Here is a 13,569-nt window from a genome sequence, read left to right on the forward strand (position 1 = left end):
GGCTGAACGAACGTCTTGCCGGTCCCCGGCATCCGTGATTGTCTTGCTTCCTTCACGGGAGGAAGACCAATGGATGCCGAAGCCCTCAAGGACCTGCAGGCGCCGATCAAGGCACGCTACCGCGACAATCCCGATGCCGGGCTGATCGTGCTGAAGGCACAGGGCCGGCTCGACGATGCGAGTATCGCCTGCAAGGTGGAAACCGGCCGCGCCATGGCGGTCGCCGGCCTTCATCCGGCGACCGGCGGCTCGGGTGCGGAATTGTGCTCGGGCGACATGCTGCTCGAGGCGCTGGTCGCCTGTGCCGGCGTCACCATGAAGGCCGTCGCAACGGCGCTTGAGTTCCGCCTTGCCGATGCGAAGGTCAGCGCGGAAGGCGACCTCGATTTCCGCGGCACGCTCGGTGTCGACAGGCAGGCGCCTGTGGGCTTCAAGGCGATCCGGCTTAATTTCGAGCTTGATACCGACGAGCCGCAGGAGCGTGTCGACACGCTCCTGAAGCTCACCGAGCGCTATTGCGTCGTCTTCCAGACGCTCAATTCACAGCCCGAATTGTCGGTGTCCGTGAAGGCGTGAGCCGTCTTGGCGTCAATTCGTGGCGAAGCAGTAGAACAGGCCGTCGCCGCCGGTGCCGCGCAGCGCTTCCTGGCTGCAGCCGCCGCGCGAGGGATGCGACGAGTTCCACGATTTCGACGGCGCGTCGTCGCGCAATCCCATGCGGTCGTGATGGCCGACCATCGCCGCGCCCTCCGCGCCATTCATCGTCCAGTCGCCGCAGGTCTGGTCGGCGGCAAGCGTTCCGTCCGGCAGCGATCCTGTCAGAATGTCGTGCCGGTTCGGATCGTCGCCGCGGCCATTGACCATGCTGCCGCTCTCGTCGAGCGCCGTTTCCTTGCTGATGGCGTTTGCGTCACTATGCAGAGATGCGACATCGTCGGCGATCTTCTCGCCCTTCTGGTTGAACCAAGGGCCGCTGCCGATGCGGTCGCGGGCGTTTTCCGTGCTCGTCGACAGATAGGCGCGCCAGGTCTTGCCGGTGACGCCGGCGGCCTCGGCCAGGCTGGCGCAATGGGCGTCCGCGCCCTCCGGCCCGCCCAGATCGGCGCCGCTGCCGGGGCCGGCGCTGGTGACGAAGAAGCTCATCGTGGTGTCCTGGGCCTGAGCCGGGGCATGGGCCGCGGCGATCGCCAGGGCAAGACCCGAGGCTGCGAGAAGCAATTTCATGGGCATGTCTGCGTCCTCCCGGTGGAGCCAAATCCCCGCCTGCTCCCGGAGGCTAGCCAGTCCGCCGTCGCGCGGCCAATCAAGTCTGTGTGTGGCCGGGCCGAGGACCTATTCTGGCAGGCGATAGGCCAGGAATTTCCGCTCCCGCGCGTCGAAGATGAGGCCGGTCTCGGTCAATGCCGGGTTTGCAAGCTGCAGGATATTTTCGGCGATCTCGGAAGGATGCGGCAGCGTGTCCGGGTTCTCGCCCGGCATCGCCAGCGCGCGCATGGCGGTTCGCGTGGCGCCCGGGTTCACCGAATTGATGCACAGGGCAAGATTCTTCGTCTCGTCGGCCCAGGAGCGGGCCAGCGCCTCGACGGCGGCTTTGGAGGCGGCATAGGGGCCCCAGTAGGCGCGCGCCGAATGCGCCGCACCGGAAGACATGATGATGGCGCGCCCGGCGTCCGACTGGCGCAGCAAGGGATCGACCGAGCGGATCAGCCGCCATGTGCTCGTCACGTTGATCGCCATGACGCGCTCGAACACCTTTGCCTCCACATGAGAGACGGGAGCAATGACGCCCAGGATGCCGGCATTGGCCACCAGCACGTCGAGCTTTCCCCAGCGCTCGTGAATGGCCCCGCCAAGCCGATCGATCCCGGCCATGTCGGTGAGGTCGAGCGGCACCAGGGTGGCCTCGCCCTTGCCGTCCGCCTTGATCTCGTCGTCGAGTTCCTCCAGCCCGCCGACGGTGCGCGCCACGGCGACGACATGGGCGCCGGCCGCGGCCAAGCCCCTGGCGATGAAATAGCCGATGCCCCGCGATGCGCCGGTAACCAGCGCGACGCGGCCGGTAAGATGGAGTTTGTCCTGCATCGAAGCCTTCCGTTGCGGGGTGAAGCTGAAGTCTTATTGCCGCAGCGGCGGCACCGCGACCCGATAGTACAAATATCGCGCGAGTGAAACCCGCCGCCCGGCTTGAAGTTGGCACTTCTGCGGCCTACATCTATCTCGGCCGGGACGACCCGGACCTTTTCCCGAAAATTGATGAGGACGACCTCGTCGCCAGCAATGGAGATGAGAATGGCTTGGATTGTCCTTGTCGCCGCCGGTCTGTTCGAGATCGGCTGGGCGATTGGTCTGAAATACACCGAAGGCTTCACCCGGCTGTGGCCGAGCATCGGCACGGTTGCGTCGATGACCGTCAGCTTCGGCCTGCTCGGCCTGGCCCTGCGCACTCTGCCGCTCGGCACGGCCTATGCGGTGTGGACCGGGATTGGAACGATCGGCACCGTCACGCTCGGCATTCTGCTCTTCCAGGAATCGGCCGATATCGTGCGCATCGCCTGCATCGGCCTGATCGTCGCCGGTATCGCCGGGCTGAAGCTCGTGGCGCATTGATCCGGCGTGGCCGCATCTATCGGCCGCAGATCCCGGCCTACTGCCCGCCATTGGCCAGCAGCGACAGGGTACGGACATTGTCCGTGCCCTCGAGGTCGAGCAGGCGCGTCGGATAGTCGCCGGTAAAGCAGGCGTCGCAATATTGCGGCATTTCGCCATTGCGCGCGGCTTCACCGACGGCGCGGTAGAGACCGTCGATTGTCAGGAACCCGAGCGAATCCACGCGGATGAATTCCGCCATCTCCTCGATCGACATGCGCGAGGCGAGCAACTTCGCCTTTTCCGGCGTATCGACGCCATAGAAGCAGGAGGCGCGTGTCGGCGGCGAGGCGATGCGCATGTGCACTTCCCTGGCGCCGGCGTCGCGCACCATCTGCACGATCTTCTGGCTCGTCGTGCCGCGCACGATCGAATCGTCGACCAGCACCACCCGCTTGCCTTCGATGATGCGGCGGTTGGCGTTGTGCTTCAGCTTGACGCCCATATGGCGGATGGAGTCGCCGGGTGAAATGAAGGTGCGCCCGACATAGTGGTTGCGGATGATGCCGAGCTCGAAGGGCAGGCCGGCCGCCTGGGCAAAGCCGATCGCGGCCGGCGTTCCGGAATCGGGCACGGGCACAACGATGTCGGCCTCGACAGGGTTCTCGAGCGCCAGTTCGGCGCCGATCTGCTTGCGCACATCGTAGACATTGCGCCCTTCCACGGTCGAATCGGGCCGTGCGAAATAGACATATTCGAAGATGCAGAAGCGTGATTTCTGCGGCTCGAAGGGAAAGTGGCTTTCCACGCCCTTGTCGGTGATGACGACCATCTCGCCGGGCTGAAGATCGCGCACGAATCGCGCGCCGATAATGTCGAGGGCGACGGTCTCGGAAGCGAGGATCCACGCGCCGTCGAGATCGCCCAGCACCAGCGGCCGGATGCCCAGCGGGTCGCGGCAGCCGACCAGCTTCTTCGAGGTCAGCGCCACCAGCGAGAAGGCGCCTTCCAACTGGCGGATGGCGTCGATGATGCGCGCATTGGTGTCGCGCTCCTTGCTCATAGCCACCAGGTGCATGATCGTCTCGGTGTCGGATGTGGACGAGAAGATCGCGCCCTGCTTCTGCAGCGTGCGCTGCATGGTCAGCGCATTGGTGATGTTGCCGTTATGCGCCACGGCCAGCCCGCCGTCGGCCAGTTCGGCGAAGAAGGGCTGCACGTTGCGCAGGCCGGCCCCACCCGTCGTGGCATAGCGCGTATGGCCAATGGCGCGGGTGCCCTGCAGCCTGTCGATCACGGACTGCTTGGTGAACGTGTCGCCGATCAGTCCGACATGACGCTCGACGTGGAACTGTGACCCGTCATAAGAGACGATGCCGGCCGCCTCCTGGCCGCGATGCTGCAGCGCATGCAGGCCGAGCGTGGCGATCGCCGCGGCATCCTGCCGGCCGAATATGCCGAACACGCCGCATTCGTCGTGGAAATGATCGTCGGCTTCGGAAGAAAGCACGGATTCATCGCCAGGATCGCTCTTGGCGGTGGTGTCGACCGGGTATGCCATCGCGGGCCGCCTTTCGGACGGGTTGGTCCTTTGCGCGCCGCTGACAAGCGGCTAATTGCTCGTTTCGCCTGCCGTCTGCTCGTCCTCAGGCGACAGCCTCTCCAGGATCGAATTTTCCGGGTCGTCCGGCAGCATGTTCTGCAGCGTCACGCCCACGCCTTCGAGCAGCGGGCGCGACTTCGCCTCCGAAACCCAGGCCGGCTTGTTGTCAGCCACAAGCCAGTCGAAGAACAACAATGCCACGGCGACGACCAGAATGCCACGCGCCGCGCCGTAGACGAAGCCCAGTGTGCGGTCGAGCGCGCCGACGCGGCTGTCGATGATGAAGTCGGCGACCTTCATCGTAATCACCGTCACGATGATCAGCGCGATGACGAACACGACGGCGGCCGACGCTCCCAGCGCCAGTTGCGCATGGCTTATATAGGGAGCCACATAGGGCAGCACCAAGGGGTAAAGATAATAGGCCGCCGCCGCCGCGGCGATCCAGGACGCCACCGACAGAACTTCGCGCGAGAAACCGCGCACCATGGCAAGAATGGCCGAGATCAGGGTGAAGCCGACGAGAATTCCGTCAAGCAGCGTTATCGGCATAGTCGCTCCATCCTTGTCCCGCGCCGCCTCAATCTTCCTCGCGGCTGCGCCGGGGCCCCGCAATCCGGGCCACGAGATCGCCCAGCCCCTCCGGCTGGAAGCTCCCATTCGCGATGCCGCCCACCGCGTCGCCGCTGCCCGCAGGCAGGACCGCGCGGCCAAAGCCCAGCTTCTCCGCCTCCTTCAACCGCTGCTGCGCATGCGCGACAGGCCTGATGGCGCCGGAAAGGCTGATTTCGCCGAAATAGACGCAATCCGCTGGCAGGGCAAGTCCGGTGAGCGACGAAACAAGCGCAGCCGCCACGGCGAGATCGGCCGCCGGCTCGGTAATGCGATAGCCTCCGGCGACGTTGAGATAGACGTCGTGGGTCGCGAAGCGGACGCCGCAATGGGCTTCGAGCACCGCCAGGATCATCGAAAGCCGTGCCGAATCCCAGCCGACGACGGCGCGCCGCGGCGTGCCGAGCGGGGAAGGGGCAACGAGCGCCTGGATCTCGACGAGCACCGGCCGCGTGCCTTCCATCCCGGCGAAAACGGCTGCACCCGGCGCCTTGGCGCTTCGCTCGCCCAGAAACAGTTCCGACGGATTGGCCACTTCGCGCAGCCCCTTGTCCGACATTTCGAAGACGCCGATCTCGTCGGTCGGCCCAAAACGGTTCTTCACCGTGCGCAGGATACGGTAGTGATGGCCGCCTTCGCCTTCGAAATAGAGCACGCCGTCGACCATGTGCTCGACCACACGCGGTCCGGCGATCTGGCCTTCCTTCGTCACATGGCCGACCAGCACGATCGCCGCACCGGTCGATTTGGCGTAGCGGATCAGCGCTTGTGCGGAGCTGCGCACCTGGGTCACGGTTCCCGGCGCGGAGTCGGCAAGGTCGGTCCACAGGGTCTGGATGGAATCGATGATGACGAGGTCCGGCCGCCTGCCGTCGGAAATCGTCGCCAGTATATCTTCGACATTGGTCTCGGCGGCAAGCTCCACCGACGTGTCGGCCGCTCCGAGGCGCTGCGCGCGCAGGCGGATCTGGGCCACCGCCTCCTCGCCGGAGACATAGACGATGCGGTGGCCGTGGCGCGCCAGCGCGGCGGCGGCCTGGGTGAGCAGCGTCGACTTGCCGATGCCGGGGTCGCCACCGACCAGCAGGGCCGACCCGCGCACGAAGCCGCCGCCTGTCGCGCGGTCGAGCTCTGCGATGCCGCTGGCGATGCGCGGCGCGTCCTCGATGTCGCCCGAAAGATTGGTCAGCGCGACGACACGGCCCTTGCGTGCGCTGCGCATCGAGGCTGGTCCCGCCCCGATGCCGCCCGAGGTGCCTTCCTCGACCAGCGTGTTCCATTCGCCGCAGGCGTCGCATTTGCCCGCCCAACGCGTATGCACGGTGCCGCAATTCTGGCAGACGAACTGGATGCGCGATTTGGCCATCAGGAAGCGGGCTCCCGCGACACATAGCTTCGATGATAGCGTCGGCCGATGCCGGTCAGGAGCTCATAGGCGATCGTGCCGGCGGTAGCGGACGCCTCGTCGATCGGGATATTGGGACCGAACAACTCGATCAGGTCGCCGCGGCTGACGGCGTCCTCACCCAGATCGGTAACGTCGAACAGGGTCGTGTCCATGGTGATGCGGCCCAGAATGGGCACGCGCGCCCCGTTGACGAAGCCGTGCCCGCCGGGGCTGCCGTCGCCGCGCATGACGACCCCGGCGCCCGACGCGGAGCGATGAAAGCCGTCGGCATAGCCGACGCCGGCCACCGCGATGATCGTGTCGCGTGCGAGCCTCGTGCCGGCGCCGTAGCTGGCAAATTCGCCGGCCGCGGCCAGGCGTATCTGGACGATGCGGGCGCTGGCGGTGACGACGGGTTCCATATCGACCCGCCCATTGGGCGATCCGCCATAGAGCGCGATGCCCGGCCGTGTCAGGTCGAAATGGTAGTCGTGGCCGAGCACGATGCCGGCCGAATTGGCCAGGCTGGCCTCCACCTTGCCGAAGGCCGGCAGCAAGCCACGGAAAGCCCCGAGCTGGCGATGGTTCATCGGTTGGCCGCGATCATCGGCGCAGGCGAGATGGCTCATGACCAGGATCGGCTGGATCGCCCCGGTCAGGCTGTTGTCGTCAGTGAACGCCGCCACATCGGCTGCCGACAGTCCGAGCCGGTTCATGCCGGTATCGACATGGATGGCACAGGGATGCCTGGCGCCCTCGTCGCCGCAAAAGGCTTCCCAGGTGGCGATCTCGGCCAGCGAATTGAGCACCGGGATCATGCCGTGCTCGCCATAAATCGGCGCGGCCTCGCTGCCGAACAGACCGCCGAGCACGAAGATGCGCGCCTTTGGCGCGATCTGGCGGACCGCCACGCCTTCTTCCGGCAGCGCGACGAAGAAGTCCTCGCATCCCGCCTTCACCAGCGCCTTGACCACCGGCACGGTGCCCAGCCCATAGGCATCGGCCTTGACCACCGCGGCCGTGCGGGCCGGCCGCGACGTCCGTGCAAGGGCCCGGTAATTGGCGACGAGCGCCGAAAGGTCGATGGTCAGGAACCCGCCGGCAAATCGGGAATCGGCGCCGGTCTCGTGGATGTGGATTTCGTCGCTCACCGGCCTACTCGAAACGCTCCGGCAGCCGGTCTTCTTCCGCCAGGTCGGAGAAGCGGGTGAACTGCCCCTCGAAGGCGAGTTCGACCGTGCCGGTGGGGCCGTGACGCTGCTTGGCGATGATGAGCTCGGCCTTGCCCTTCACGCGGTCGAATTTGAGCCGCCAGTCCTCATATTCGGGCGTGCCTTCCTCCGGCTGCTTGTTCTGCATGTAATATTCGTCGCGATAGACGAAAAGCACCACGTCGGCGTCCTGCTCGATCGATCCCGATTCGCGAAGGTCGGCGAGTTGCGGCCGCTTGTCGTCGCGCGACTCGACCTGGCGCGACAGCTGCGACAGCGCGATGATCGGTACGTTCAACTCCTTGGCCAGCGCCTTCAGCCCGGTGGTGATCTCGGTGATCTCCTGCACGCGGTTCTGCGACGAGCGGGCGCTGGATCCCTGCATAAGCTGCACGTAGTCGATGACGATCACGTCGAGCCCGCGCTGACGCTTCAGGCGCCTGGCCCGCGCGGCGAGCTGGGCGATCGAGATGCCGCCGGTCTGGTCGATATAGAGCGGCGTCTTCTGCATGATCTGCGAGCAGGCCACCAGCTTTTCGAAATCGGTCTCGGAAATGTCGCCGCGCCTGATCTTGGACGATGAGATCTCTGTCTGCTCGGAAATGATGCGGGTGGCGAGCTGTTCGGACGACATTTCCAGCGAGTAGAAGCCGACGACGCCGCCATTTGCCGCCTTGAAGGAGCCATCGGCCTGCTGTGCGGGAACATAGGCCGAAGCGATGTTGTAGGCTATGTTGGTCGCCAGCGACGTCTTGCCCATGGCCGGGCGGCCGGCGAGGATGACGAGGTCGGAGGATTGCAGGCCGCCGAGCTTGGCGTCGATGTCGCGAAATCCGGACGAGATGCCCGAAAGGTGGCCGTCGCGCATATAGGCGGCGTTGGCCATGTCGATGGCCGTCTTGACGGCATCGGAAAAGCTCTCGAAGCCCCCATCGTAGCGGCCCGTCTCGGCCAGTTCGAAGAGCCGGCGTTCGGCATCCTCGATCTGGTCGGTCGGCGACATGTCGACCGGCGCGTCATAGGCGATGTTGACCATGTCTTCGCCGACGGTGATCAGCGCGCGCCGCGTCGCGAGATCGTAGATGGCACGGCCGTAGTCGGCGGCGTTGATGACGGTCACGGCCTCTGCCGCCAGCCGGGCGAGATATTGCGCCACCGTCATGTCGCCGACCTTGTCCTCGGCCGGAACGAAATTCTTCAGCGTCACCGGATTGGCCGTCTTGCCCATCCGGATCAGCTTTCCGGCATCCTCGAACAGCTTGCGGTGCAACGGCTCGTAGAAGTGGCTCGGCTGCAAGAAGTCCGAAACCCGATAGAACGCGTCGTTGTTGACCATGATGGCGCCCAGCAGCGCCTGCTCGGCTTCAATGTTGTTGGGTGCCTCGCGGTAGAGGGGCGTTTCCTCCACGTTCAGCTTTCGGACTGCTTCAGCCATGATCTTCCCGTCGACTCATCGCATCGGAGGTATCAGATACCGTGCACCGAAGGTGAACTTTCACACGTCAGTACACGCGATCCACACACATCCACAGGGCAGAACGACGGACGTAGAATCAGATTGACCAGCCGATGCGCGGTCATCTTATGAGTCGCGACCGGAACAAAACAAGAAATATTACCGCAGCCGCATGCGCAAACTGACCGCTGCGCCGCCGTGACCATGGCCAATACGCCGGAGATCGCCGGAACAAGCATGCTTTCGAAGCCGTCCCTGTTGCGGGGCGGCCTTGCGACTGCATTTGTCCAGTCAGTGGGCCGTGCGTTTCTTGCGCGTCGGCGCGGCGTTTGCGGCCTTGTCTGCTTTCGCCGGCGCGCCGTCCTCTCTGGCGAGAACGCCAACATTCGAATCGCGCGTGGCCAAAGCCCTTTCGCATTTGGCGATGTATTCGCGTGTCATCGGCAGCGTGCTGTTCTTGTGCGTAATCTGGATCTGGAAGACCATCATGTCCTGCCAGCGGAAGGCGGCCTCCGAGCCGGCGAGATAAAAATCCCACATGCGGCAGAAGCGCTCGTCGTAGATCTCCTGCACACGCTCGCGATTGGCCAGGAAGCGCTTGCGCCAGGCCTTCAGCGTCTCGGCATAATGCAGGCGCAGGATCTCGATGTCGCCGACCATCAGTCCCGCCTTTTCGATCGCCGGCAACACCTCCGACAACGCAGGGATGTAGCCGCCCGGGAAGATGTGCTTGCGGATGAAGGCGTTTGTGGTCGTCGGGCTTCCGAAGCGGCCGATCGAGTGCAGCACCATCACACCATCCGGCTTCAGGAGCGTCGCGCATCTGTCGAAGAAGGTGCGGTAGTGGTTCACGCCGACATGCTCGAACATGCCGACCGAGACGATGCGGTCGAAGCGTTCGCCGAGATTGCGATAATCCTTCAGTTCGAAATGGGCGTGGTTGGTCAGTTCCTCCGTTTCGGCCCGCTCCGATGCAATCGCGTGCTGTTCCTCCGACAGCGTGATGCCGAGCACGTCTGCCTCGAAATGGCGCGCCAGATAAAGGCTCAGGCCGCCGAACCCGCAGCCGATGTCGAGCACCGTATTGGCCGGTCGGATGGCGAGTTTCGAAGCGAGATGGCGCTTCTTGGCCAGTTGCGCCTCCTCCAGGCTCATATCGGGCCGCTCGAAATAGGCGCAGGAATACTGCATGTCCTCGTCGAGAAAGAGCCGGTAGAGCTCGGGCGACAGATCGTAGTGGCGCTTGACGTTCTCGCGCGACCGCGATGTCGTGTTGATCTGCTGCAGCCGTCTGAAGACGTGGCGCAGCCCTTCCATCGCGCGCGTCCACGCGGCCTCGACGCCGGCGGGCCCCATGTTCTGGTAGGCGATGTGGAGGAACGCGAGAACGTCGCCTTCGATGAAGTCGAGTTCGCCATCCATATAGGCTTCCGGCAGCGAAAGGTTCGGGTCGAGCGCGATGGCGCGTTCGGCGCGGCGCGTTCGCAATACCGCATGGACATGCTCGCCCGTGCCATCGCCGAATCGGTGCTCATTGCCGTCCGGATCGGTTACGGTGAGATTTCCTGTGCGAACCAGCCGCTCGATGACATTGCGAAGTAGAACATTCATGGCCTCTACGCTCCTCTCGGAGAACAGCTACCCTGAAGCGGAGACGCCAACACCGGCTACCACCGCTCGACTCTAATATAATGATGTGGCCTCTTGACCCATTGCATCAAGCAAAAAAATACCCGGGGTGGTGGCCCCGGGCATTGTTCCTGATACGAAAAAGCGCTGTGTCAGACGTTCTGGTCGGCTTCCTCGGCCTCTCCTTCGTCCCCTTCTTCTTCCGCATTGGGGTCGAAGAAGCTGTCGGGGCGCGCGTTGTCGTTGATGTCTTCGCCGTAGATGGCCTCGGCCGAATCGAGCGTCTCGCCGGCGGCCTGGCGCTCCGCCTCGTCGGTCGAGCGGGCGATGTTGAGCGTCACCGTGACCTCCACTTCCGGGTGGAGAACGATCTGCACATTGGTCAGGCCGATGGCCTTGATCGGGTGGTTGAGCTCGACCTGGTTGCGGCCGACCGAGAAGCCTTCCTCGGTCAGGATCTCGGAAATGTCGCGGGTCGACACCGAACCGTAGAGCTGGCCGGTTTCGGCGGCCGAGCGAACGGCGATGAAGGTCTTGCCGTCCAGGCGATCGGCGATCGCCTGAGCCTCCGACTTGTGCTCAAGATTGCGGGCCTCGAGCTGCGCGCGCTGGGCTTCGAACTTCTTGTTGTTCGACTCGTTGGCGCGCAGGGCCTTGCCTTTGGGCAGGAGGAAATTGCGCGCATAACCGTCCTTGACCTTGACGGTGTCGCCCATCTGGCCGAGGCGTGCGATGCGTTCGAGAAGGATGACTTCCATGATTCTGTCCTTTCTGGCCGCGTGCGGCTTCAAATTGCGGACAGGCCCGGAAGCGAGATGGCGATAGCCTAATGCGCTGTCCTGCCTGTCGCGGCAGTTAGAGCGGTCGGACCGCCCAACTCGGGATTTGCTTCAACTCCGCCACGCCCGTCGCGACGGAGCGATGCGGGCGACATGCGCCCGCATCGCAACTCTTGCTCTTACTTCACCACGTAGGGCAGCAAGCCAAGGAAACGGGCGCGCTTGATCGCCTTGGCGAGTTCGCGCTGCTTCTTCTGGCTGACGGCCGTGATGCGCGACGGCACGATCTTGCCGCGCTCGGAGATATAGCGCTGCAGCAGACGCACGTCCTTGTAGTCGATCTTCGGAGCGTTGGCGCCGGAGAACGGGCAGGTCTTGCGGCGGCGATGAAACGGACGCCGCGTCGGGATCTGGTTGATGTCGACCATTACTGTGCACTCCCTTCAGATTCGCGCGGCCGGCGCGGGCCACGGTCGCCGAAACGCGACTGGCGGTCGCCGCGATCGTCGCGGTCGCGCTTTTGCAGCATGACCGACGGGCCTTCCTCATGTGCGTCGACGCGGATCGTCATGAAGCGCAGCACGTCTTCCGACAGGCCCATCTGACGTTCCATCTCGCTGATCGCCGCGGCCGGGGCCGTCAGATCCATCAGCGTGTAGTAGGCCTTGCGGTTCTTCTTGATGCGGTAGGTGAGGGACTTCAGTCCCCAGTTCTCCACCCGGCCGACGGAGCCGCCATTCGCTTCGATAACGCCCTTGTACTGTTCAACGAGCGCTTCGATCTGCTGTGACGAGAGGTCCTGCCGAGCAAGGAACACATGTTCATAGAGAGCCATAGTTCTTTGCCTTTCTTCAAATATATCCACCGGTACCCGACGGCTAAGCCTCTGCGACTTGTCTTTTTCCCGTATGCGACGGGGCGAAGAAAGGCGCGTGTTCGAGACGGTCGAGAGCGGAGACACGGGAGGCGGAAGGCTCATTTTGCCTTCACAGATGCGTGGCTTCCTGATGAAAACCGCGCACTGCCCTCCGTTCAGCCCCCAGTCGGACCGGTAGAGTGAGCGCGCTTATACGGGTTTTTCCGTCTTTTGCAAGCGTATTGGGGGAAGACGATCGAGCCGGCTCAGGCCGGGGCGATATAGAGATAAACGGTGTAGCCTGCATAGACGGCGAGCATGATTGCGGCACCGAAGCGGCCGAACCGATTGCGCGTGACCAGCATGCCGGCGAAGACGATGCTGATTGCCAGCATGAAGGGGATGTCGAACCACAAGAAGCGTTCGGCGATCGGCAACGGCTTGATGAGCGCGGTCACGCCGAGAATGCTCAACACGTTGAAGATGTTCGAGCCGACGACATTGCCCAGTGCCACGGCCGCCTGGCCGCGCCAGGCCGCCACCACGGACGTGGTCAGTTCCGGCAGGCTCGTGCCGACGGCAACGATGGTGAGCCCGATGACGGCTTCCGATATGCCGAAAATGCGCGCGATTGCCACGGCGCCGTCGATGAGCCAGTTCGCACCGGCAAAAAGCAGCACGAACCCGCCCAGGATCAGCCCGATCGACAATGCAATAGAGGTGTCCTGGTCGGGCGTTTCGCTGGATGCGTTCTCCCTATGCTCCTTCATGGCCACGCGCGAGGCGCGGTAGTGAGCGTAGAGATAGATGCCGAGCAGAACCAGAAAGCCGGCCCCGGTCCATCGCGGAAGCACGCCGCAGGCAGCCACGACAAACAGCAGGACCGAGGCGCCAAGCATCACGCGCACGTCGCGGCGCACTGAACGATCCCAACCCGACAAAGGCATGACAAGCGCGGCGCAGCCTACGATCAGGAGGATGTTGGCGATGTTCGAGCCGACGACATTGCCCAGCGCGATCTCCGGACTTCCCTTGAAGGCCGCCTCCACCGAAACCAGCATCTCGGGCATCGACGTGCCGAAGCCGACGATGGTCAACCCGATGACGAGTTCGGACACGCCCAGCCGCCGGGCCGTCGACACCGCACCGCGCACCAGCAACTCGCCGCCCGCGAACAGCAGCGCGAGACCGACGGCAACCAGCATGGCATTGGCGAAAAGGCTCATCGAACGTCCATCATGCAAAAGGTGGCAGGCAATCCCCGGTAGCCGTTTGCCGGGGTGGCGACAAGATGGGTTCGCGCGCGTCGGGCGGCAAGATCACCCAGCGGCAGGTTGCGAACATTTGTTCGATATTCAGTTCAGGAATTATGCATAAGCGATTAAAATAAAATAACTTCATGAATATCAACGTGCGCGTTTCGGGCCGCGCTTGCCATTGCTGGATCAGT

General features: G+C 64.1%; 14 protein-coding genes. 2 read left to right on the top strand and 12 right to left on the bottom strand.

The window, feature by feature from the left end; genetic code table 11:
* Positions 1-69: 69 nt before the first annotated feature.
* On the top strand, positions 70-576 hold the full coding sequence (locus GM909_RS05400) for an OsmC family protein (protein ID WP_157015185.1): 507 nt from the start codon (positions 70-72) through the stop codon (positions 574-576).
* Positions 577-588: 12 nt separating this feature from the next.
* On the opposite strand, the gene GM909_RS05405 is transcribed toward GM909_RS05400, so the two are convergent.
* Positions 589-1,224, bottom strand: a complete 636-nt coding sequence (locus GM909_RS05405; protein ID WP_157015186.1) for a hypothetical protein — start codon at positions 1,222-1,224, stop codon at positions 589-591.
* A 108-nt stretch (positions 1,225-1,332) separates the two neighbouring features.
* The gene (locus tag GM909_RS05410) at positions 1,333-2,082 is read right to left on the bottom strand and encodes an SDR family NAD(P)-dependent oxidoreductase (protein WP_157015187.1); all 750 of its coding nucleotides are present in this window, start codon (positions 2,080-2,082) and stop codon (positions 1,333-1,335) included.
* A 207-nt stretch (positions 2,083-2,289) separates the two neighbouring features.
* Between GM909_RS05410 and sugE the strand changes: the two genes are divergently transcribed.
* The gene (gene sugE / locus GM909_RS05415; RefSeq protein WP_157015188.1) at positions 2,290-2,607 is read left to right on the top strand and encodes a quaternary ammonium compound efflux SMR transporter SugE; all 318 of its coding nucleotides are present in this window, start codon (positions 2,290-2,292) and stop codon (positions 2,605-2,607) included.
* A gap of 37 nt (positions 2,608-2,644) precedes the next feature.
* Here the strand turns inward: sugE and purF are convergent, their stop codons facing one another.
* From purF to GM909_RS05465, 10 genes are all read right to left on the bottom strand, one after another.
* Positions 2,645-4,147 carry an amidophosphoribosyltransferase gene (gene purF, locus GM909_RS05420; protein ID WP_157015189.1) on the bottom strand — a complete coding sequence of 501 codons (1,503 nt, stop codon included), beginning with the start codon at positions 4,145-4,147 and terminating at the stop codon, positions 2,645-2,647.
* Positions 4,148-4,198: 51 nt separating this feature from the next.
* Positions 4,199-4,741, bottom strand: a complete 543-nt coding sequence (locus tag GM909_RS05425) for a CvpA family protein (RefSeq protein WP_157015190.1) — start codon at positions 4,739-4,741, stop codon at positions 4,199-4,201.
* A gap of 28 nt (positions 4,742-4,769) precedes the next feature.
* On the bottom strand, positions 4,770-6,167 hold the full coding sequence (gene radA, locus GM909_RS05430; RefSeq protein ID WP_157015191.1) for a DNA repair protein RadA: 1,398 nt from the start codon (positions 6,165-6,167) through the stop codon (positions 4,770-4,772).
* The gene (gene alr, locus GM909_RS05435) at positions 6,167-7,339 is read right to left on the bottom strand and encodes an alanine racemase (RefSeq protein WP_235911657.1); all 1,173 of its coding nucleotides are present in this window, start codon (positions 7,337-7,339) and stop codon (positions 6,167-6,169) included. Before alr ends, radA begins: the two co-directional genes overlap by 1 nt.
* 4 nt (positions 7,340-7,343) lie before the next feature.
* Entirely contained in the window at positions 7,344-8,834 is a 1,491-nt protein-coding gene (locus GM909_RS05440; protein ID WP_157015192.1) for a replicative DNA helicase, read from the bottom strand.
* Positions 8,835-9,146: 312 nt separating this feature from the next.
* Positions 9,147-10,466, bottom strand: coding sequence for an SAM-dependent methyltransferase (locus tag GM909_RS05445; RefSeq protein WP_157015193.1), 1,320 nt, complete (start codon positions 10,464-10,466; stop codon positions 9,147-9,149).
* 170 nt (positions 10,467-10,636) lie between these two features.
* On the bottom strand, positions 10,637-11,242 hold the full coding sequence (gene rplI, locus GM909_RS05450) for a 50S ribosomal protein L9 (RefSeq protein WP_157015194.1): 606 nt from the start codon (positions 11,240-11,242) through the stop codon (positions 10,637-10,639).
* A gap of 200 nt (positions 11,243-11,442) precedes the next feature.
* Positions 11,443-11,691: a 30S ribosomal protein S18 gene (rpsR, locus tag GM909_RS05455; RefSeq protein ID WP_019170551.1), complete on the bottom strand. Its 249-nt coding sequence runs from the start codon at positions 11,689-11,691 to the stop codon at positions 11,443-11,445.
* Positions 11,691-12,098, bottom strand: coding sequence for a 30S ribosomal protein S6 (gene rpsF, locus GM909_RS05460; protein ID WP_157015195.1), 408 nt, complete (start codon positions 12,096-12,098; stop codon positions 11,691-11,693). The genes rpsR and rpsF overlap by 1 nt, the downstream gene beginning before the upstream one ends.
* Before the next feature lie 287 nt (positions 12,099-12,385).
* On the bottom strand, positions 12,386-13,345 hold the full coding sequence (locus GM909_RS05465; RefSeq protein WP_157015196.1) for a calcium/sodium antiporter: 960 nt from the start codon (positions 13,343-13,345) through the stop codon (positions 12,386-12,388).
* Positions 13,346-13,569: the final 224 nt, after the last annotated feature.

Source organism: Mesorhizobium xinjiangense (assembly GCF_009749525.1).
Lineage (GTDB): Bacteria > Pseudomonadota > Alphaproteobacteria > Rhizobiales > Rhizobiaceae > Mangrovimarina > Mangrovimarina xinjiangensis.

Bases quoted from the DNA above. Each gene is read 5' to 3' on its own strand.
- GM909_RS05400 (WP_157015185.1), top strand. From the start codon at position 70: ATGGATGCCGAAGCCCTCAAGGACCTGCAGGCGCCGATCAAGGCACGC.
- GM909_RS05405 (WP_157015186.1), bottom strand. From the start codon at position 1,224: ATGAAATTGCTTCTCGCAGCCTCGGGTCTTGCCCTGGCGATCGCCGCG.
- GM909_RS05410 (WP_157015187.1), bottom strand. From the start codon at position 2,082: ATGCAGGACAAACTCCATCTTACCGGCCGCGTCGCGCTGGTTACCGGC.
- sugE (WP_157015188.1), top strand. From the start codon at position 2,290: ATGGCTTGGATTGTCCTTGTCGCCGCCGGTCTGTTCGAGATCGGCTGG.
- purF (WP_157015189.1), bottom strand. From the start codon at position 4,147: ATGGCATACCCGGTCGACACCACCGCCAAGAGCGATCCTGGCGATGAA.
- GM909_RS05425 (WP_157015190.1), bottom strand. From the start codon at position 4,741: ATGCCGATAACGCTGCTTGACGGAATTCTCGTCGGCTTCACCCTGATC.
- radA (WP_157015191.1), bottom strand. From the start codon at position 6,167: ATGGCCAAATCGCGCATCCAGTTCGTCTGCCAGAATTGCGGCACCGTG.
- GM909_RS05440 (WP_157015192.1), bottom strand. From the start codon at position 8,834: ATGGCTGAAGCAGTCCGAAAGCTGAACGTGGAGGAAACGCCCCTCTAC.
- GM909_RS05445 (WP_157015193.1), bottom strand. From the start codon at position 10,466: ATGAATGTTCTACTTCGCAATGTCATCGAGCGGCTGGTTCGCACAGGA.
- rplI (WP_157015194.1), bottom strand. From the start codon at position 11,242: ATGGAAGTCATCCTTCTCGAACGCATCGCACGCCTCGGCCAGATGGGC.
- rpsR (WP_019170551.1), bottom strand. From the start codon at position 11,691: ATGGTCGACATCAACCAGATCCCGACGCGGCGTCCGTTTCATCGCCGC.
- rpsF (WP_157015195.1), bottom strand. From the start codon at position 12,098: ATGGCTCTCTATGAACATGTGTTCCTTGCTCGGCAGGACCTCTCGTCA.
- GM909_RS05465 (WP_157015196.1), bottom strand. From the start codon at position 13,345: ATGAGCCTTTTCGCCAATGCCATGCTGGTTGCCGTCGGTCTCGCGCTG.